This window comes from Nocardia speluncae NBRC 108251 (assembly GCF_001613245.1).
GTDB lineage: Bacteria > Actinomycetota > Actinomycetes > Mycobacteriales > Mycobacteriaceae > Nocardia > Nocardia speluncae.
The window spans coordinates 96,617-115,857 of the sequence record NZ_BDBZ01000046.1; the positions used below are offsets into that span (position 1 = coordinate 96,617).

The 19,241-nt window shown below is 66.4% G+C and carries 18 protein-coding genes; 16 read left to right on the forward strand and 2 right to left on the reverse strand.

The window, feature by feature from the left end; genetic code table 11:
- The first annotated feature begins 240 nt into the window (after nucleotides 1–240).
- The 15 genes from NS6_RS31870 to NS6_RS31940 all read left to right on the forward strand — a co-directional run bounded on the left by NS6_RS31870 (nucleotide 241) and on the right by NS6_RS31940 (nucleotide 16,156).
- The gene (locus tag NS6_RS31870) at nucleotides 241–1,734 is read left to right on the forward strand and encodes an MFS transporter (RefSeq protein ID WP_245669591.1); all 1,494 of its coding nucleotides are present in this window, start codon (nucleotides 241–243) and stop codon (nucleotides 1,732–1,734) included.
- A 213-nt stretch (nucleotides 1,735–1,947) separates the two neighbouring features.
- The gene (locus NS6_RS31875) at nucleotides 1,948–2,424 is read left to right on the forward strand and encodes a nuclear transport factor 2 family protein (RefSeq protein ID WP_245669592.1); all 477 of its coding nucleotides are present in this window, start codon (nucleotides 1,948–1,950) and stop codon (nucleotides 2,422–2,424) included.
- Between the two features lie 50 nt (nucleotides 2,425–2,474).
- Complete coding sequence (locus tag NS6_RS31880) at nucleotides 2,475–2,864, forward strand: VOC family protein (protein ID WP_068049883.1); 390 nt, start codon at nucleotides 2,475–2,477, stop codon at nucleotides 2,862–2,864.
- 42 nt (nucleotides 2,865–2,906) lie between these two features.
- On the forward strand, nucleotides 2,907–3,959 hold the full coding sequence (locus NS6_RS31885) for a hypothetical protein (RefSeq protein ID WP_068049806.1): 1,053 nt from the start codon (nucleotides 2,907–2,909) through the stop codon (nucleotides 3,957–3,959).
- Between the two features lie 393 nt (nucleotides 3,960–4,352).
- Nucleotides 4,353–5,300: an SMP-30/gluconolactonase/LRE family protein gene (locus NS6_RS31890; protein WP_068049807.1), complete on the forward strand. Its 948-nt coding sequence runs from the start codon at nucleotides 4,353–4,355 to the stop codon at nucleotides 5,298–5,300.
- Nucleotides 5,301–5,336: 36 nt separating this feature from the next.
- Entirely contained in the window at nucleotides 5,337–6,242 is a 906-nt protein-coding gene (locus tag NS6_RS31895; RefSeq protein ID WP_068049808.1) for an SDR family NAD(P)-dependent oxidoreductase, read from the forward strand.
- Nucleotides 6,243–6,274: 32 nt separating this feature from the next.
- Nucleotides 6,275–7,513 (forward strand): cytochrome P450, encoded by a 1,239-nt coding sequence (locus NS6_RS31900; RefSeq protein ID WP_068049810.1) that lies wholly within the window; start codon nucleotides 6,275–6,277, stop codon nucleotides 7,511–7,513.
- 9 nt (nucleotides 7,514–7,522) lie between these two features.
- Nucleotides 7,523–7,843 carry a 2Fe-2S iron-sulfur cluster-binding protein gene (locus tag NS6_RS31905; RefSeq protein ID WP_068049812.1) on the forward strand — a complete coding sequence of 107 codons (321 nt, stop codon included), beginning with the start codon at nucleotides 7,523–7,525 and terminating at the stop codon, nucleotides 7,841–7,843.
- 3 nt (nucleotides 7,844–7,846) lie between these two features.
- Nucleotides 7,847–9,130, forward strand: coding sequence for an NAD(P)/FAD-dependent oxidoreductase (locus tag NS6_RS31910; RefSeq protein WP_068049815.1), 1,284 nt, complete (start codon nucleotides 7,847–7,849; stop codon nucleotides 9,128–9,130).
- A 379-nt stretch (nucleotides 9,131–9,509) separates the two neighbouring features.
- On the forward strand, nucleotides 9,510–11,060 hold the full coding sequence (locus NS6_RS31915) for an ABC transporter substrate-binding protein (protein ID WP_068049820.1): 1,551 nt from the start codon (nucleotides 9,510–9,512) through the stop codon (nucleotides 11,058–11,060).
- Nucleotides 11,061–11,115: 55 nt separating this feature from the next.
- A complete protein-coding gene (locus NS6_RS31920; RefSeq protein ID WP_068049822.1) occupies nucleotides 11,116–12,063 on the forward strand; it encodes an ABC transporter permease in 948 nt (315 codons plus the stop codon).
- Nucleotides 12,060–12,968 carry an ABC transporter permease gene (locus tag NS6_RS31925; RefSeq protein WP_068049824.1) on the forward strand — a complete coding sequence of 303 codons (909 nt, stop codon included), beginning with the start codon at nucleotides 12,060–12,062 and terminating at the stop codon, nucleotides 12,966–12,968. The genes NS6_RS31920 and NS6_RS31925 overlap by 4 nt, the downstream gene beginning before the upstream one ends.
- The gene (locus NS6_RS31930; RefSeq protein ID WP_245669593.1) at nucleotides 12,965–14,098 is read left to right on the forward strand and encodes an ABC transporter ATP-binding protein; all 1,134 of its coding nucleotides are present in this window, start codon (nucleotides 12,965–12,967) and stop codon (nucleotides 14,096–14,098) included. Before NS6_RS31925 ends, NS6_RS31930 begins: the two co-directional genes overlap by 4 nt.
- A gap of 1 nt (nucleotide 14,099) precedes the next feature.
- Nucleotides 14,100–15,113, forward strand: a complete 1,014-nt coding sequence (locus tag NS6_RS31935; RefSeq protein WP_068049827.1) for an ABC transporter ATP-binding protein — start codon at nucleotides 14,100–14,102, stop codon at nucleotides 15,111–15,113.
- A 104-nt stretch (nucleotides 15,114–15,217) separates the two neighbouring features.
- Nucleotides 15,218–16,156, forward strand: coding sequence for a TIGR03619 family F420-dependent LLM class oxidoreductase (locus NS6_RS31940; protein ID WP_068049829.1), 939 nt, complete (start codon nucleotides 15,218–15,220; stop codon nucleotides 16,154–16,156).
- A gap of 94 nt (nucleotides 16,157–16,250) precedes the next feature.
- Here the strand turns inward: NS6_RS31940 and NS6_RS31945 are convergent, their stop codons facing one another.
- Nucleotides 16,251–16,589 (reverse strand): DUF7691 family protein, encoded by a 339-nt coding sequence (locus tag NS6_RS31945; protein ID WP_068049831.1) that lies wholly within the window; start codon nucleotides 16,587–16,589, stop codon nucleotides 16,251–16,253.
- Nucleotides 16,590–17,397: 808 nt separating this feature from the next.
- Here NS6_RS31945 and NS6_RS31950 point away from each other — a divergent pair.
- The gene (locus NS6_RS31950) at nucleotides 17,398–17,616 is read left to right on the forward strand and encodes a hypothetical protein (protein WP_068049834.1); all 219 of its coding nucleotides are present in this window, start codon (nucleotides 17,398–17,400) and stop codon (nucleotides 17,614–17,616) included.
- A gap of 578 nt (nucleotides 17,617–18,194) precedes the next feature.
- Here the strand turns inward: NS6_RS31950 and NS6_RS31960 are convergent.
- On the reverse strand, nucleotides 18,195–19,043 hold the full coding sequence (locus NS6_RS31960) for a hypothetical protein (protein ID WP_084471622.1): 849 nt from the start codon (nucleotides 19,041–19,043) through the stop codon (nucleotides 18,195–18,197).
- Nucleotides 19,044–19,241 lie beyond the last annotated feature (198 nt).

Genomic DNA, 19,241 nt, shown 5'->3' on the forward strand with positions numbered 1-19,241 from the left:
ACACGCCTTATCGTCCGTTGTGCCAGCCGTTCGTGACCTGGGTCACGAACAACCGCCCATCGGTCCGCTACCTGCTGTCGATGCCCGGCGCTGGCGCAGTTTCCGCGGTGCCGTAGGACCGCGGGGTTCTGCTGTCGAATCCCTCGACTGCGTCGCGGAATGTCGTATCCACGAGCGCTGAGCGGGGGGCGGCACGGCGACCGGAACCCCGGGCCCCATCTCGTCTCAGGAGGACGTTCGATGTCCGATCCCACATCCCGGCTCACCACCGGAAGCCCCGACGACCCGCCGAGGTTCAGATCCCCGGCGCTGATCATCACGGCGCTGATCCTCGCCGAATGCGTGAGTGCTTTCGAAGCCGGAACGATCTTCATCGCGTTGCCGCGGTTCAGCGAAATCTTCGGAGCACCGGCCTCCACGACGGGCTGGGCGGTGACCGCCTACATGCTTGTGGCGGCGGCGACGGCCCTGGTCGGCGGTCGTCTCGGCGATATGTACGGCCGCAAAAAGGTCCTCATCGCCGTCATGCTGGTTTCGGTGCTCGGTTCGGTGATCAGTGTCTTCGGTGACTCGATGGCCGCGATCATCGTCGGCCGGGGCGTGCAGGGAGTCTCGGGCGCGATTCTGCCGCTCTGCTACGGCCTCGCTCGCGAAGCCCTGCCCGCCCAGAAGGTGTCGATCGCCGTGGGGTTCATCAGCGGCGCGGCTCTGCTGGCCGGTTCAGGAGGCTCCCTGATCGCCGGAGTCCTGCTCGACGTCGCCGACTGGCATATGATCTTCGTTCTCGCCGCGGTCCTGGCTGTCGTGGCATCCGCCGTGGCGGCGGTTGTGCTGCCGGGGACGCATACCCGGTCCGAACTGCCCCGGTTCGACTATGTGGGCGCGATTCTGATGACGCCCGGCCTGATCGCACTGCTGTACGGCATCACACAGGGCCCGGCGTGGGGGTGGACCAGTCCCGCCGTCATCGGGCTGATCGTGGCCGGGCTCGCCATTCTGGCGGTATGGACTTTCTGGGAACTGGGGCGCAGCGAGCCGCTGGTCGATTTCCGGGCACTGGCGAACAAGCGTATGACGCTCAACTTGATCGCGTTGTCGGTGCTCGCACTCGGCCCCGTCGGTGCTGTGCAGATCGTGACCCCGATGATCCTGCAGTCGCCGGCCTCGTTGCCGGTCGGGCTCGGAATGTCGGCAACGGTCACCGGCCTGGTGGCCGGTATCGCGGCGCTTTTCGGTTTCGCCTCGTCGCCGGTGGCGGGTGCGGTCGCCGGCCGGTGGGGTGGCCGGACGGCCTTTCTCATCGGGGCTGCGCTGTTCGCCGTCGCGAACATCATGATCTTCGTGGGCCATAAATCGCTGTTCGTGATGATGGGGGTTTTCGCGGTTGCGGCCGTCGCTACCGCCTTCGCCTTCACCGGCTACCCGAAGATCGTGATCGAATCTGTTCCCGACAACGTCACCAGTGTCACGACGGGCATTCTGAGCACTGCCCGGCAGGCATTCTCGGCGATCGGTGTGGCCATCGTATCGGTCATGCTTTCGATGTGGACGGTGCCCGGCACCACAGCCCCCGCATTGTCGTCGTTCAACGTGGCGGTGGGATGGTTCGTCCTGTGCTCGCTGATCGTGGCCGCCATCTGCCTGTTCATCGGCAGGCCGCAGCCGGAGACGAAACCGGCCGACGGTCTGCCGACCGGCGACGAGGGTAGCGAGACCTCGGCGGCATACGCCTGACGGACTGTGGGACCGGCGCCGTTACGGGGCTTGCCTCGCAACGGCGCCGAAGCCGGATCGCGCCGGGCCGGAGGGCCGGTGTCCGGGCGTTACCCAGGCAGTGCCGGACGTCGAGCCGGGGTGTGCCGCGCGCGACCTCGGCCGTCCGCCGAACCTCCCGTTCATCGGGATCGGCGGCCTCGCGTTCTCGCGGCGTCCCCTTACGATCCGATCGTGACTTCTTCGTCCGATACCGACCACATCCCGGCGAAATCCGACCGCGACGCCGTCGCCGATACGGTGAACCGATACACCTACGCCCTCGATGATCGCGATTGGGCCCTCCTCGACGAGGTGTTCGCACCGGATGCCGTGGTCCGTTACGGCGCTGCCGAGGCGCCCGCGGTCCGTGGCCGGGCGGCGACCGTGGCGATGATCCGGTCCTTTCTGGATCGGTGCGGCCCCTCCCAGCATCTGCTCGGCAACCACATCATCGAAATCGACGGCGATACCGCGTCCTCGATCTGCAAAGCCCGGGTCCTGCACATCGGCGCCGGGGACAACGCGAACCTCACCTACGAATGCGTGGGTGTGTATCGCGACCGGCTGAGCCGGTCGCCGCAGGGGTGGCGGATCGTGGAACGAACGTTCGTGATCGATATCGAGTTGGGGGACCGCCATGCGGTCCTCGGCGGTGGCTCCGCCGGGTAGCCGAATCGTCGCGGTGTGGTGGTACCCACCGCGGAATGAAAGGAACACATATGCCTGGTCCGCGCTTTGCCTTCACGAAACTCCTGGTGAACGATCTCCCGGCCCAATTCGACTTCTATTCCAAGGTTTTCGGCCGAGTGGAACGGACCCGCTACGAGTTCGACGATCGTCGCGATCCGCTCGCCGAGATCATCATGACCTCTCCGGACGGGACCGAGCAGTCACTGGTGCTGTTGCACTACAAGAACCGGCCCGCGCCGGCCCCGGGTTCGGCGGTGATCGGTTTCGAGGTGCACGGTCTCGACGACATCGTGCGGCGGGCCGAGCAGGCCGGCGCCACCGTCACCGAACCGCCCACCACGATGACGGAGATCGGTATCCGGGTCGCTTTCGTCGCGGATCCGGAAGGGCATGTGCTGGAACTGTTCGAACGGTTGTGACCGGTAGTCGGGCGCATCCGGATCAAAGGAAGAAGGAACATCATGACCGCCACCCTCTCGGCGTCCGGCAGGCATCCGCTCATCCCTGTCGCCCCGCCCAGTGTCGTTGCCGACCTGTACTCGAGCGCCGAGACCGCCGCCTTGTTCGGAGTGATCGCCGATCACGGTCCCTGGCCGCTGGTGCTGGCGCACCATTTCGCGTCGACCGAGGAGTATCTGGCCGTATCCGGTGGGGCGGACCGGAAACCGGATGCGAAGCTCGCGGACTTCGCCGCGCCGGTGTTCCGCGGCTACCTGGCCAAGGAAGGTGTGGCTTTCTACGATGAGATCCGCGATATCTATCTGAGCCGGACGCTGCTCGAACACGCCAAGAGTGTGCACGGTGCCCGTTACGGTATGGCCCATCACATGCTGTTCAACATGGCGGTCCCGTCGCGCAGCTTCGACGCGGGCCATTTCGACAGCGGTAACTGGCGGGGGATGAGTTCGGTGGACACCCCGATCTGGTTGCTCAGCGTGATGGCGAAATCGGGTCTGTTCGATGCGTGGGAGGTGAAGACCTCGCAGGTGATCACCTACTTCTACGATTCCGATCTCGACGGCGGATTCACCTACTGGCCCGACGGTCCCGATCGCGCACCGCAGCGGCTGGCCGCGCCGTTCTGGAATACCGCCGTACTGTCGGACAACTCGAAGATGTACCACCGGCGCGAAGGCAACGGCCCGCGGGACAGCCGCGATATGCCGGAGCTGGAAATGCATACGCGGCTGCACGGTGCGGGCGGTCAGTGGGTGGTACGAAACGGTGATACGGAAATCGGCCGGTACACCGACGGTGACGTCCGGACCCTGTTCCACTATACGGCGCTCGTCTTCGACGACCGGCACGATGCAGACCGCTATCTCGACCACACCGACGATCTGACCGCCGACAAGGTTTTCGATATCCTCGGCGACGATTTGACGCGCCGCGGTATCGAATTCGATTTCCCGGCGGACCCGATGACCGATCGCGATTTCATCGCGCTGCTCACCGCCACCTACGCCATGGCGCCCGCCGAGTACCCGGCGGCAGCCCCGCTCGATATCCACTGAGCACTGTCCGGCGGGCTGCCCGGACGGTGTGGTGAGGGGCCACGGAAGCCACTGGGTGCGAAGCACCGACTGTCCGGGTGATTGATTGATGCCGGTGGCGCGGAGCCGGCCGGTCGATGTGGGCCGATGCGGTCCGGATGACAGTTCCCCGCCCGGCCGAACGTTTTTGCCGGGTCCGCGTCCGGCCCACCGCGGTGGACAGTGAGCACAGCACGATCGGGTAGCGGCTCCCGCTGAATGGGAGGCCGGCGTTCGGCCCGCCTACCGGGCCCTATCGTCCTCACATACCAGTTCTTGTGACCCACTTCATGCCGGAATTATCGCTGCGCACAACGGTTTTCGCTGCGCGAGGAGCCGGCGAGAACGTTCACTGTTCCCCGGAAGGCCCGCACTATGACCACACCCGTCGAAACCGTCGCAGCTGCCGTCACCGCCGCCGGTGCCACGACCATCGAGGCACGCCGGATTTCGAGTGGATACTCCTGGCCGGAGTGCCCGAGGTGGCAGGAGGGCACCTTCTGGTTCTCCGATATGTACACCGGAACCCTCAAGACGCTCGATGCCGACGGCAACGCCACTGTCGTCGTCGATGCGAACGCCCGCGCCGCGGGCACCGATGTCCCGATCGTGCTGGGTGGGTTCGGCCGGCTGCCCGACGGCCGCCTGATCGTGGTGTCCATGCACGAGAAACTGGTGCTGGTGCACGGTGGCGGTGCCCCTGACGACCTGTCGGTGTACGCCGATATCTCCCGGTACTGTTCGGCGTCCGCCAACGATATGGTGGTCGACGCCGATGGCCGTGCCTACATCACCCAACTCGGTTTCGATATCTTCGAGAACGAGGAGCCGAAGACGTCGCCGCTGATCGTGGTCGAGCCGGACGGCACGGTCGGAACTCCGGCGAAGGTCGGTCCGCTCAACTGCGCCAACGGTATTGCCATCAGCGCCGACGGCAGCAAGATCTACACCGCTGAGGTCATGGCCTTCAAGATCACCGTGATGGATCGTGCGGCCGACGGCGCGCTGTCGAATCCGCGTGACTTCGCTACCTGCCCGTTCATGCCCGATGGCATCGGCCTGGACGCGGACGGCGGGGTCTGGGCCGCGATGCCGGGCGGCGGCTATGTCGTGCGCTTCACCGAGCAGGGAATGACCGACGCGATTCCGGTGCCGTTGGAGAACGGTGTCGCCTCGGCGTGCCTGCTGGGCGGACCGGACCGCGACCGGCTCTACCTGACTGTGGGGCATGAGGTCTACGACTTCGAGAAGTCGGCCCGAGAGGGCCTGGGCAGTATCTGGGTCGCCGATGTGCCGCATCGCGGCGGCGATACCCGTCCCTGATCCGATCAGGCCAGCTCGAGAGTCGAGGAAAAACACATGGCAACACTGGATTTCAGCGATCGCGTGGTAATCGTGACCGGCGCGGGCCGGGGGATCGGGCGGGCGAACGCACTGCTGCTCGCCGCGCGCGGCGCCGCTGTGGTGGTGGGCGACCTGGGCGCCCGCACCGACGGTTCGGGCGTGGACGGTGACGACCCGGCGGCGGCGGTGGTCGCCGAGATCACCGCGGCCGGGGGCAAGGCCGTTGCCTGTCACGCCGATATCGCTACCGAAACGGGCGCGCGTGCACTGGTCGATACCGCGCTCTCGTCCTTCGGCAAGATTTCCGCCGTCGTGAACAACGCCGGAATCGTGCGCACCGCGCCCTTCCGTGAGGTGCCGGACGAGGAGTATCAGCGCCATCTCGACGTGCACTATTTCGGTGCATTGCGGCTGTGCCGGGCGGCGTGGCCCCATATGCTCGAGACCGACGCCCCGCGTGTAGTCAACACCCTCTCGGCGGCGATGCTGGGCAACCCTGGGATGGCACACTACGGCGGTTCCAAGGGTGCGCTCTTCGGCCTGACCCGCAACCTGGCGGTCGAGGGCCTGGAAACAGGTATCAAGGTCAATGCCGTCGCGCCCGGCGCCGGTACCCGGATGGCCGAAGCCTCGGCCGACTCGCTGTCACCGGAAGTCATGGAGTACATGCGGACGGCGCTGCTGCCCGAGCACGTCGCCCCGGTTGTGGCCTATCTGGTGCATCCCTCCTGCGAGGTCACCGGAGAGGTGTTCAACGTGGCGGGCGGAATTGTGAACCGGCTGGCCCTGGTCAACACCGTGGGCATCCACGATCCCGGTCTCACCGTGGAAACCGTGGCCGAGCAGTTCGGCACGATCATGGCGATCACCCCGCAAGCCGTCCCGCAACTCGTCGCGCCCGCGCAGCTGCCGGCCTCCTGAACCACATCCCACAGCCACACTGGAGTGATCCGATGAGCACAACCGAGACGGCCGGCAAGGCCGTGAGCACCGAATTCCCGTTCCCGCCGGTGGCCACGAACGAAGCGATGGACCGCTATCACGCCATCGCCGCCGAGCGGCCGATGACCAAGATGACGATGCCGTTCGGCGGCGAGGTCTGGGCGATCCACCGCAGCGCCACGGCCCGGGAGATGCTGGGCGACGGCCGGTTCGTCCGCGAACCATTCCGGACGGGCGAACGGGTGGTGCCGTATTTCGTCGACTTCCCCGATTTCCTGAAGACCACCATGCAGTTCGAGGACCCGCCACATCACACGAAACTGCGGAAGCTGGTGCAGCGCTCCATTTCCCCGAAACGGGTCAAGGCGATACGTGATTCGGCGGTGGAGTTCGCCAACCACCTCATCGACGAGATGATCGCCAAAGGCGCGCCGGTCAACCTCGTGGAGGATTACGCCGTGGCGCTGCCTGTGCAGATGATCGCGAACCTGCTCGGCGTCCCGCCCGAGGACCGGCCGAAGTTCCAGAAGTGGAGCTCCGCGACGCTGGCGGTGGCGAATATGTCCGAGGAAGAAGTCGTGGCGAACATGACCGAACTGGTCGTGTACATGATGGGCTTGATCGAGGACCGCCGGAAGAACCCGCGCGAGGATCTGCTCAGCGATCTGGCGAACGCCCGCGACAAGGACGACAGCCTCACCGACGGCGAAATCATGCCGATTGCGTTGCTGCTGATCGTCGCGGGTTTCGACAATACGGCGAACTTCATCTGCACGGGCGTGCATTCGCTGCTGCGCAACCCCGATCAACTCGAGATATTTCTCGCGGATCCCGACGGGATGGCACCGACGACAGTGGAGGAAGTCCTGCGGCACGGCCGGATGGCGGTGGCCGACGTCGTCGCCGGTGGCAGTGGGCTGGTGCCGTTCGTGGCCACCGAGGACGTGGAACTGGATGGTCACCGCATCGCGAAAGGCGAAGCCGTACTGATCGATCCGGCCTCGGCCAACCACGACGGGACGATCGTCGAGAACGACGCCGTATTCGATATCCGGCGATCGACCAATCCGCACCTGACCCTGAGCTACGGCGTCCACCACTGTCTCGGTGCACCACTGGCGCGGATGGAGATGCAGGTCGGGATTGCCGAGCTGTTCAAGCGGCTGCCGGGGGTACGGCTCGAGGGTGAGGCTGTGGTCGATACGGACAACCTGGTCCAGCCCATCGTCGATCTACCCGTCTCCTGGTAGGGGTTCTCGATGCCGAAAGTGTTCTACACCCAGCCCGACGGCGAGGTGAAGGTGATCGACGGCGCCGTGGGCGATTCGGTGATGTCGACCGCCGTGCGCAACGGTGTGCGCGGCATTGTCGGCCAGTGCGGTGGCACCATGTCGTGTGCGACCTGCCATGTGTACGTCGACCGTGCCGAGCTGGGGTTTTTCCCTGATCCCAGCGACGACGAGGACGATATGCTCGAGTGCACGGCCGCCGACCGCGCGGACAATTCCCGGCTGTCGTGTCAGCTGGAATTGGCCGACGGCGTCGATCTGCACGTCACCGTCCCCGACGAGCAGGTCTGACCGATGGGGGATCCGGAAACTGTGCCGGGTATCGGTACACCGCCGCGCAGTGTGGTGGTGGTCGGTGCTTCGCACGCCGCCGTCCATCTCGCGGATCGCCTGCGGGATTTCGGGTATACCGGTGCGATCACTCTCGTCTCCGGCGAACCACGGCTGCCGTACCAGCGTCCGCCACTGTCCAAGGCGTGGTTGAAAGGGGAGGCGACGAGCGAGTCGCTACTGCTGCGCGCCCCAGCGCACTACGCCGACAAGGACATCGAACTGCTCACCGGTGTGCAGGTCCAGCGAGTGGCCCGCACATCGGCGGGTGTCCGGGTCGAGTTCGGGGTCGCGGGCGGCTCGCGCGCCCGGGAGTTCGATCGGCTGGTCCTGGCCACCGGTGCGCGGGCACGCACTCTGGCCATTCCCGGCTCCGATCACCCCGATGTCGTGCGACTGCGCGACCTCGACCATGCCTCCGCGTTGGCCGAGCGGGTGCGTAAGGGCCCGATCGTGGTGATCGGTGGCGGTTTCATCGGCCTCGAGGTTGCCGCCACCGCTCGGGCCCTCGGCACGGAAGTGGCCGTGATCGAGGCCGGCTCGCGGCTGCTGGGGCGTGCGGTGGGGGAGGGCACCGCGGCGGCGCTGCTCGCGGCGCACCGGGCGATACAGACCGACGTCGTTCTGGACACCCAACCGACGGCGATCACAGTTGCGGGCGACGGGATACGCGGCGTCCGGTTGAACGGCGGGCGTGAGCTCCCGGCCGCGACGGTACTGGTCGGCATCGGTGCCCAGGCACGCATCGAACTGGCCAGCCAACTCGGCCTGCACTGTGCGGGCGGAGTAGTGGTCGACGATCGGTGCCTGGCCTCCGACGGCTGGACGCTGGCCATCGGGGACTGCACGACTCGGGTCTCACCCGCGGGGCACCACTATCGGCTCGAATCGGTGGACAACGCCACCACTCAAGCGGAGGTCGCGGCGGCAGTACTGGCGGGGAGCGCCGCGGCCCCGGCCTCGCCGGCACCCTGGTTCTGGTCGGATCAGGGCGATCAGAAGTTGCAGATCGTCGGTCTGATCCGTGACTACACATCGGTGGTGGTACGCACCGACCCGGACAAACCGCGACGCCGGGTCGCCCTGTACTTCGCCGACGACGTGCTTGTCGCCGCCGAATGCCTGAACGCTCCGGCGGATTTCGTGGCGCTGCGATCGGCACTGAACCGGGGGTGCAACCCGGGCCCGGAAGCGTTGTCCGACAGCAGTATCCCGATCAAGAAGCTGCTGGCGCCGGTCTGCGGCTGAGCGATCGGATCGGGCGCCGCGGCCGGTCGGTCCGGCCGCGGCCCACCGGCCGCCGCCGATGGGTTCATCCGGATATTTGTTCGGCAGCAATCGAAGCAAGACGATCGTCGAGTTGACGGCCGACCGCGAACAGCTGGGGAGTGACGGCCCGTTCTCGCTGAATGGGAACATCCTCTGGCGGCGGGGATCTACCGCTGGCTTAATGACCGATGGCTGTCGAACGACGCTCCGAGATATCGGCGCACCCGGCAGTTCGCTGCCCATTCGTGCGCTTGCCGCGGGCTGTGGTCCTCGACCCGCTCACCCGGCAAATCCGCAACGACAACCCCAGCGCACCTCCTGCGCGACTCTTTCCCGATGATGACAAAGGAGTCGGTCGTTGAGAATCCGATACCGCGTGACTGCCGCCGTGAGCGCAGGTGCCGCCATCGCGCTACTGCTCACCTCGTGTTCCGGCGTGGCTGCCGTGGAGCGTAAGCCGGCCGGAGAACCACGCCGCGGGGGAACCGTGGCATTGGGCTGGAACACCGAGGCCCAGTCGGTCGACCCGGTGACCTGCGCGATCGGCATCGGAGTCGGTCCCTGCCAGGCGATCTACGGCGCCCTGCTCTACTACGACGCGGAGACCCGGGAGATCGTGCCCGGGATGGCGGAATCGTTCACCAGCAAGGACGGCAAGGTGTGGACGCTGAAACTGCGTCCGGGTGTGATGTTCACCGACGGCACTCCGTTCGACGCTGCTGCGGTGGCCTTCAACTGGCAGCGCGCGCTGGACCCGAGCCAGCTCTCCCCGAGCCGGGCCGCAGCGCAGATGATCGGCTGGCAGGTCCTCGACCCGACAACCTTGCGGGTGACATCGGAAAAGGCGAACTACCAGCTCCCCTACCAGCTCACCGAACCGCTGGCGTTCATCGGTTCGCCCACGGCCATCCAGCGTAAGGGCGCGGATTTCGCCACTGCGCCGGTCGGTGCCGGTCCCTTCGTGTTCCGGTCCTGGGCCCGCGGCACCGAAATGGTCCTCGAACGCAATGACGGCTACTGGGACAGCCCGCGACCGTACCTGGACAGGTTCGTCTACAAGACGATCCCGGCCGACGACCAGCGCTACAACGCATTACAGGCCGGGGAAGTGGACGTGATGGTAGTGGTCAGCGATAAATACGCCGAACGCGCCCGAGTGGCGGGCCTGGAAGTCGTTCAGTACGCGCAACTCGGCGGGAACGGGGTGCGGTTGAACAGCCGGGGCCCGCTCGCCGACCCTGATCTGCGCACCGCGATCGGGAAACTGATCGACAACGAACAGATACGGGCGGCGGCCTTTCCGGGGGAACAGGGTGCCGAATACTTCGTCGCCGAGGACCAGCCACTGTTCGACGAGGCCGCGAAATGGCCGGAGAAAGATATCGAGGGGGCACAGCGGCTCGTCGACGGCTACCGGGCCCGGCACGGTGGCGAGAAGATCGTGCTCTCCTACGTCACCACCGCGGGTAGTCCGGTGCTCACCCGGGTTGCCGAAGTCCTCCAAGCGCAATTACAGCAGGCGGACGGTCTCGAGCTCGAAATCAAGGCTCTCGACGGCGCCGGATATGCGAGCGCATTGGTTTCGGGAAGCTATGACCTGGTCCTCAACGCGCTCGGCGGCGCGCACCCGGAGAACCTGTACCGGGTGTTCCACACGAACGGCTCCGGCAATACCGCCGACTATTCGAACCCGATTGTGGACCGGGCACTGGAGCGGGCCCATGCCTCGAACGATCCGGCTGTGGTCGCGGACGCCTATAAAGCGGCGATCCGGGAGTTGGTGGCCACCACCGCCTACCGCTATTGGCGCCCATCCGTCACGAGTTTGATCCTGCGCGCGGACGTATACGGCGTCGAACCGACGTATCAGTACTGGATGCGCCCCGAACTGGCGTGGATACAGGAATGAGGTACAACATGAATGCCTGTGCCCGCGGCACCCGCCAGTATCGGTGGGCCGGCCGATGACAAGACGCGTGCTCGCTGTCTACCTCGCGAAACTGGTCGCCGTGCTGGTTCTGGTCAGCATTTCGACCTTCCTGCTGCTGGAGATGACTCCGGGAGACCCGCTGGCCACCTTGTTACCCGAGGGCGCCACCCCGGAGATGCGTGCCGCGGCGGCCGAACGGTTCGGTCTCGACGGGCCCCTGCTGCAACGGTATTTCGAGTGGCTGGGCTCCGCACTGCAAGGCGATCTGGGTCGCTCGATGCAGTCACAGTTACCGGTCACCGATGCCATCCTCGACCGTTTGCCGGTCACTCTGGAGCTTGCCGGGCTGTCGATACTCGTCGCGCTGGCCGTTGCCGTTCCCGTCGGTGTCCTGGCCGGCTACCGCCCCGGCGGTGTGGCGGACCGGATCACCACGGTCCTGTGCTCGGTGACGCTGTCGATTCCCAGCTTTCTGCTCGGTGTCCTGCTCGTCTTCGTGTTCGCGGTGTCGATGCAGGCATTGCCGGTGATCGGCTGGACGCCACTGCCGGAGGGGCTCGGCCCGCACCTGAGCGGATTGATACTCCCCGTCGCGACGCTGGCCGCCATCGAGGCCGTCGCCTTCATTCGCCTGCTGCGCAACGATATGGTCGCGACGCTGCAGCAGGATTTCGTCCTGTCCGCCCGGGCGCGTGGCATCCCGACCCGCCGGATCCTGTTCGTGCACGCATTGCGACCGTCGGCTTTCTCCCTGCTCACTGTGCTCGGCGTATCGATGGGCCGGCTGATCGGCGGCACGGTGATCGTCGAATCCCTGTTCGCACTTCCCGGCCTGGGATCCCTCGTCCTCACCGCGATCAACTCCCGTGACTACCTGCTCGTGCAGGGCATCGTCCTGGTTGTCGCGGTGGGCTACGTCCTGATCAACGCGGTGGTCGATATGGCCTATCCCTTACTCGACCCGAGAGTGAGAGCGTCATGAGCACATCCCTCGAGAAATCGGCACCCGCCCGGCCGGTGCCACCGGCAGCGCCGCCCGATTCGGTGCCGGCCGACGGGCCACCCGGCCGCCGTACCCGCCGCAATATCGGTGCTCTGTGCGGAGCTGTCTGGCTGATCGTGATCACGCTCGCCGCCGTGGCGGCGCCGGTGCTGCCGCTGCCCGACCCGGGCAAGATCACCGATCAGTACTCGATCCGGCCGTTCCGGCAGGCCGCGCATATCCTCGGCACCGATCCGCTCGGACGCGACCTGTTGAGCCGGGTCATCCACGGTGCCCAGATCTCACTGGCCGTCGCGATCGGCGCGACGCTTCTCGCGCTCGTGATCGGCACCGCGCTCGGGCTGACCGCAGGTTTCTTCCGCAGCAAGGTGGATATCGCCTTCGATATCGGTACCAACACCGTGCTCGCGTTTCCGCCGTTGATCCTGCTCATCGCCCTGGTCGCCGTAATGGAGCCCAGTATCGGGACGCTGACGGTCGGGCTCGGCCTGGTGGGTATGCCGACCTTTGCGCGGATCGCGCGGGCGAACACCATCGCCTTCGCCGGCCGGGAATTTGTCACCGCATCGAAATCGCTGGGTGCCAGTACGTTTCGGATCCTCGTGCGGGAAATTCTGCCCAATGTCGCGCTTCCGGTGTTCTCCTTCGCGATCGTCGTCGCGGCGACGCTGGTGGTGGCCGAGGGGTCACTGAGCTTCCTCGGACTCGGCGTACCGCCGCCCGCACCGAGCTGGGGCGGCATGATCGCGGCCGAGCGGGAAAGTCTGTACGAAAGCCCCTACCTCGTGCTCGTGCCAGGGATGTTCTTCTTCCTCACCGTGCTGTCGCTCAATATGACCGGCGACTGGGCACGTGACCGCATCGGACGGGAGTCGGCGCTGTGACATCTGCTGACAAGGTCGAGACTCGCGCTGTTCCGGCAGCCCCGGGGCCGGGGAATTCCGTTCCGCCGCCGGCGCTCGCTCTCGCTGATCTGCGGGTATGGTTCGACACCCCGCGCGGTATGGTTCGCGCGGTCGACGGGGTCGATCTGACGGTCGCCGCGGGAACAACGCTCGGTGTCGTCGGAGAATCGGGTTCGGGTAAATCGGTGCTCGCGCGTGCGGTCATGAATATTCTCCCGCGCAACAGCACGGTTCGTCCCGGCTCCCGGATCGAGATAGGCGGACGCGATACCGCCGACCTCGACAGGGCCGAGGCGCGCGCGCTCTGGGGTTCCCGGATCGCCATGGTGTTCCAGGACCCGATGACCTCGCTCACCCCCGTCCTCACCGTCGGCGCGCAACTCACCGAAACCCTGCGCCGGCACCTACCGCTGTCGCGAGCCGAAGCGGCGCGGCGCGGCGAGGAACTGCTCATCTCGGTGGGGATCCCGGACGCGCGCAAACGGCTCCGCCAGTACCCGCACAACCTCTCCGGTGGTATGCGCCAACGTGTGGTGATCGCTCTGGCACTCGCCTGTTCGCCACGGCTGCTGATCGCCGACGAACCCACCACAGCGCTCGATGTGACGGTGCAACACCAGATCCTGACCTTGCTGGCCCGGCTACAGCAAGAGAACGAGATGGCGATGGTGCTGATCACCCACGATCTCGGCGTCGTGGCCGGTCGCACCGACGAAATCGCCGTGATGTACGCGGGCCGGATCGTCGAGCAGGCACCCACCGAGGAACTGTTCCGGGCCACCCGGCACCCCTACACGCAGGCGCTGCTCCGCTCCATTCCACGACTGGCCGCCCCCAGCCATACCAGGCTGGAGGCCATCCCCGGACGACCGCCCACCATCATCGATCCGCCACCCGGCTGCGCGTTCGCGCCTCGCTGCCGGTACGCCCGGCCACGATGCCTGTCCGAAACACCGCAGCTGATCGAGGCACCGAACAGTGGCGGCCGACATCGCCTCGCCTGTTTCCATCCCGTCGGGACCCCCGAAGGGGACGAGGCGCAGACCACGAATCTGGCAGCGGGCGTTTCGGCGGCCGGACTGCCGATGGACTCCAGGAGCGTGCACTGAAATGGCCGGTACCGGAACTGCCCATCTGCGTGACGACGACGCCGAGGTGGTCCTGCGCGTCCAGGACCTCGTGGTCGAATACCCCACAGCCCACTCGGGCAAGGTCCACGCTGTCTCGAATGTGAGTCTCGATATCCGGCGCGGGGAAACCCTCGGACTCGTCGGCGAATCCGGTTGCGGGAAATCCACTCTCGCCAAGGCCATCATGCAGCTCCCGGCCCCCACGTCGGGCCGGGTGCTGTTCAACGGCGAGGATCTCACCACCCTGTCCGCGCGCGGTCTGCGTTCGGCGCGACGCCCTATCCAGATGATCTTCCAGGACCCGATCTCGTCGTTGAATCCACTACGAAGGGTGCGACAGATTGTCGCGGAGGGTTTGGAAGTCGCCGGTGGCCACAGCAAAACCCAGCGCGCCGAATTGGTCGACACCATGCTCGAATCGGTGGGTCTCGATCCGGGCGCGGCCGGTGACCGGAGGCCACACGAGTTCTCCGGCGGCCAGTGCCAGCGAATCTCGATCGCGCGCGCGATGGTCCTCGAACCGGAGGTGGTGATCTGCGATGAGCCGGTATCGGCCCTGGACGTCTCGGTGCAGGCCCAGATCCTGAACCTGCTCGAGGATATGAAGGATCGCTACGATCTGACGCTGCTGTTCATCGCCCACGATCTCGCGGTGGTGAAGAACATCAGCGATCGGGTGGTCGTCATGTATCTCGGGAAGATCTGCGAGGTCGGCGCACCCGATTCGCTCTACGCCCGGCCCGCCCATCCGTACACCGCCGCGCTGCTGTCGGCGGTCCCGGAGCCGGACCCTGCGATCGCGCCGAACACCAGCACCCTGTCGGGCGATCTGCCCTCGCCGCACGACCCGCCGTCGGGTTGCCGGTTCCGCACCCGATGTCCCCGGGCCAGTGCACTGTGCGCGAGCACCGAGCCGGAGATCCGCGAGGTCCGTCCCCAGCACTATGTAGCGTGCCATTTCCCGAACGACCTGGAGTCGTTCGCGGCCGAGTGATCGGCATACGAAACCGCGCCGGGCCCAAGGGCCGCCCGCCCCCCCGCGAAGACCCTCTGTACCAGCTGCCGGGCCGACCACCGAACCGAAAGGACTCGCGACCAATGAAATTCGATGTCATCCTGCCCGGAACCAGTCATATTCCCGATTTCTACCCGTGGGCGCATGCGCTCGACGCGGACGGCTTCCGGCGTATTCTCACCACCCTCGACGAAGCCGGCTTCCATGCCGTGTCGGTCTCCGAGCACCTCGCGATGCCGTTGTTCGAAGTACCCAGGCTCGGCCCGTACTGGCAGGATGCGTTGTCGACGATGGCGTTCGCGGCCGCGGCGACCCGCCGGATCCGGCTGGACGCGACCGTTCTGGTGCTGCCGTATCACCACCCGTTACGGCTGGCGAAATCACTGGCGACGATCGATGTGCTCTCCGGCGGCAGGGTCAATGTGTCGGTCGGTGTCGGCCACGCGGAACAGGAGTTCGCGGCGATGGGGGTGCCGTTCCGGGAGCGCGGCGCGATCACCGACGAGATCCTGGAAGCACTGAACACGCTGTGGACTGCCGAGCAGCCCGAGCATCGCGGTGAGTACTTCGAGATCACCGATCTCGCAGTGGATCCGCGCCCCGTGCAGAAACCACGACCTCCGATCTATGTGGGCGGGAACTCCAAACCCGCGTTGCGGCGCGCCGCGCGGCACGAAGGCTGGCAGCCGAACCCGACGAACTTCACGCTGGAAGAGATCCCACCGCTGCTGGACTACCTCCGTGAACAGCCGGCCTATGCGGGCAAGGAGGACATCTTCGATGTCAATTGGCTCAAAGCGCCTGCCGGCGTCACTCTGGACAGGGGGTTCGCCGGTGCTTCCGCTTCCGAACTGAACGGCTATCGGGACGAGTTGATCGAGGCCTACTCCGGCGATTACCGGAAGGCCGGTATCACCCGTGCGGCCGCCCAGCCGCCACGCAACATAGGTTCCGAGCAGGAATTCCTGGATTATCTGCGCTGGTTCGCCGAGGAAGTCATGGCGGTGGCGGGAATCGAGTGAAGTGGCGCTGGCCTGCTGCGGATCCGGCGGTGGTGGGAATGGCCGGCGCGGTGGTATGTCCCTCCGGGTGCGTCTGCCGACGCGGGGTGGAAAGTCAGGTGTAGAAGGTGACAAGGTCGCGGTCGGCCTCCGCGCAGAACTGGATCCAGTGCCGCATTTCGGCCACAGATTGCGCGACTCGTCGATCGGCGAGGACGGAAAGGTCCGCGCCGTTGAGTGCTTGGGCGAGCGGCTTCAGCTCGGTGCGGGTGAGGTGGCCGATGCCCGGGAAGTCGATGATCTCCGGCAGCGGCACCGGGGAGCCCGCGTTGGCGAATTCGTTGGGGTCGAACTGCACGCCGATCTCGTCGAGCGCGGTGTGAACCGTGCCGAACCAGGTCAGGGCGACGGGGTACCAGTAGGCGTTGCGGAGGCCCGGCCGAATCGCTCGCACAGTTGCGACAGCGCGTAGCCGTACACCGATCCGTCGGTGCCAGTATGTGGTCGGGAGTAGAACAGCTCTTCGAGCGCGCCGTCTCATAGGCCACGGGTTCGCTTGCGGAGCGGGGCTGCGGCAACATCCAGTCGAAGAACTGCTGCGGTTCGGAAGTGAACGCGGACGGCGCACGCAGCACCTCGACTTCCACCGCATACGCCACGACCCCGTACCCCATACCGCTCCTGTGCTCGTTGCTACCCTCCGAGTCGCTGATACCGAGGTGTCGGCGACCGGGCGCACAGTACGCGAGCGCTGTGACACTGAATTTGCACGGACACATCATGTTCGGCCACGCAGGCCCTGTGTTGAGGAGCATGAGCTGGTGCGGCGCACGCCTGGTTGAGCCAGGCCGAGATCGTGGCCCAATACGGCCTCGTCGCGTTCGCCGACGCGGAAGCGGAGCTGACCGCGTGGATCGTTGATCGGCGCGGATCACCGGGAATGAGCCGAAAGCGATCTTCTTCAGCGGCGTGGCGACGAGCCCGGGAGGGCGTTGCTGCCAGCACGGCGCGAAACCGGCACGGTTTCGGTGGGCCGCTCGACATGGGCCGATACGAACGAAGACGAGTTGATCGACCCGCCCGAACAACCGGCGATCAACCAGTCGCTCGCCTGGGCGGCCCCACACCTACCGGCGAGGATGTCCTACTGCGGATCTGGCCCGAGCGCGCCACCTCGCTCGCGCCGGACAGTCCGCCATTCTGACGGGCCGGGGCAAACGTCACCGGGCCTCACCAGGAACAGGAACCGTGTTCGAGAACGCATGCCCGAATCCCACCCAGCCGGATCAGACCCCTGGGGCAGTCTGCTCCGCCCCGAATTCCAGGGCCGCGACGACGAATTGGCCAACCTCGCCAACGGAGCCGACCTCGTCGGCGTCGGCAGGGCGGCGGTGTCGAACCGGGCCAAGGGACACCACGACTTCCCGAAACTCGGTGCTACTGACCGGGTCGCCGCGAAAGCGCTCCAAATACACCGCTGAGCGCCGGATATCTCAAATCCGGACCCACGTGTCGTTCTGTGGCCACGATTTGTACCCCGGTTCAGCCCGTTGAGCCTCGCCAGGGAGTGTTCTCGGCTTCGTCGAGCAGTGGCAACGCCTGGTGCAGTGCGCGGCGGATCGGTTCGGTCCAGCGCCGGATATCGGGGGCCGGGGATCGTTGAGCGGGTCGATCCACTCGTGATCGGTTTCCCATTCCCTGGGCAGCGTCCCGACCTTGAATCGCTCGGTGGCGGGCCGCCGGGCGGCGAAGTCGTCGGGTTCGAATCGGTACCAGTTCTCGTCACCGTCGCACTGGATGGCGACGGAATGCTCGAATCTGCTGATGCGTATCCGGGGTGGCTTCAGAGCCTGTGGCTAGCCCTACATTCGATACCGGTCCCGCGCAGTGAAGTGGGAACGGTATCGAATGTAGGGCTCTACCTGTAGATGTACCGAGTGATTCGGTGTTGCCACCGGAGTGTGAGGCAGGCGAGGAGCCGAGCTTCGTGTACTACGAGCCCGGCGCCGGCGCGATAGCGGTGACGGGCAAAGGCTGGCCGACACCGCGGCGGGTGGTGTCAGAGTGTGTCGCGCAGGATTGCGCCGAGGCGCTGGTGGGCGAGGTAGTTCTTGGCCAGGTGGAAGTCGAAGGTGCCGATGATCGTGTGTTCGTCGATGTCGACGCCTTCGAAGGTGCGGCCGATACCGCCCGGGGGGATGGCGACGATGTCACCGGGGTCGGCGAGGTTCACCCAGCGGGCGACACCCGGTGGACGGGCACCGCGGCCATCGAGGGGTGCCGGCCACAGACGTGGCAGAACGGCGTGGGGCAGAGCCAGCGGTGAGCCGAGAGTGACCAGAAGGTCGACCTCCAGATCGGGCCGGGCCCACAGGGCTTCGTAGGCGACGACCGATCCGAGGGAATGGGCGATCACCACGCGCGCACTGGTGGTTTCGAGGGCGTCGGTGACTCGTGCCCGGACAGCGGCGCGGGCCGGGCTGTCGGGGTTTTTCAGATAGGCATGGGCTTCTCGGCAGAAGAGTGCGACGAACCACCTCGTGGCGGGTGGGCCGAGGAGGCGCATCCGGGCGATGGTGTCGACGGCCTGGCGCAGTCCGACGGTCGGTCGCCCCGCGGCGACACCCACGGGCAGGTCGAACGACCCCAGCCATTGGTAGGCGAACTCGATCTCGGACGGGTCCAGGTCCTCGAGGTCGCCGCCAGCGCCTTGCCGGCCGGGCTGGCGAAGCACGTCGGCGTAGTACGCCATGGACACCTCCGGTGCCGGACCGTCGGCCCCGGCGCCATCGAGTGCGCCCGCGAGGCGGGTGCGCCATTCTTCTCCCAGGATGCGGGCGGCCTTGGGAGGCTGTGTGCCGCTGCGGAAGTTGCCGATGCCGTGGACTCCCACGATGGTGTGTGTCACGAGTCCTCCGGGGTGGTGGTGTCGGCGGGTCCGGGTGTGCGGCGTTCCCGGGATCGGGGCGGAACCCTTGTCAGGAAAGCGACATCCGTACCGAATCTGACGACCAATCGATCCCCGGCTCCTACCGCGAGCGCACGGCATGGTGCAGGCAGGGGAATGCGGTCGATGCATTGCCTCGTGGTCAGGTCCCATACCCGT

What these genes read in the sequence shown, in the direction of transcription:
- NS6_RS31870 (WP_245669591.1), top strand. Translation starts at nt 241, where the DNA reads ATGTCCGATCCCACATCCCGGCTCACCACCGGAAGCCCCGACGACCCG.
- NS6_RS31880 (WP_068049883.1), top strand. Translation starts at nt 2,475, where the DNA reads ATGCCTGGTCCGCGCTTTGCCTTCACGAAACTCCTGGTGAACGATCTC.
- NS6_RS31885 (WP_068049806.1), top strand. Translation starts at nt 2,907, where the DNA reads ATGACCGCCACCCTCTCGGCGTCCGGCAGGCATCCGCTCATCCCTGTC.
- NS6_RS31890 (WP_068049807.1), top strand. Translation starts at nt 4,353, where the DNA reads ATGACCACACCCGTCGAAACCGTCGCAGCTGCCGTCACCGCCGCCGGT.
- NS6_RS31895 (WP_068049808.1), top strand. Translation starts at nt 5,337, where the DNA reads ATGGCAACACTGGATTTCAGCGATCGCGTGGTAATCGTGACCGGCGCG.
- NS6_RS31900 (WP_068049810.1), top strand. Translation starts at nt 6,275, where the DNA reads ATGAGCACAACCGAGACGGCCGGCAAGGCCGTGAGCACCGAATTCCCG.
- NS6_RS31905 (WP_068049812.1), top strand. Translation starts at nt 7,523, where the DNA reads ATGCCGAAAGTGTTCTACACCCAGCCCGACGGCGAGGTGAAGGTGATC.
- NS6_RS31910 (WP_068049815.1), top strand. Translation starts at nt 7,847, where the DNA reads ATGGGGGATCCGGAAACTGTGCCGGGTATCGGTACACCGCCGCGCAGT.
- NS6_RS31920 (WP_068049822.1), top strand. Translation starts at nt 11,116, where the DNA reads ATGACAAGACGCGTGCTCGCTGTCTACCTCGCGAAACTGGTCGCCGTG.
- NS6_RS31925 (WP_068049824.1), top strand. Translation starts at nt 12,060, where the DNA reads ATGAGCACATCCCTCGAGAAATCGGCACCCGCCCGGCCGGTGCCACCG.
- NS6_RS31935 (WP_068049827.1), top strand. Translation starts at nt 14,100, where the DNA reads ATGGCCGGTACCGGAACTGCCCATCTGCGTGACGACGACGCCGAGGTG.
- NS6_RS31940 (WP_068049829.1), top strand. Translation starts at nt 15,218, where the DNA reads ATGAAATTCGATGTCATCCTGCCCGGAACCAGTCATATTCCCGATTTC.
- NS6_RS31950 (WP_068049834.1), top strand. Translation starts at nt 17,398, where the DNA reads ATGCCCGAATCCCACCCAGCCGGATCAGACCCCTGGGGCAGTCTGCTC.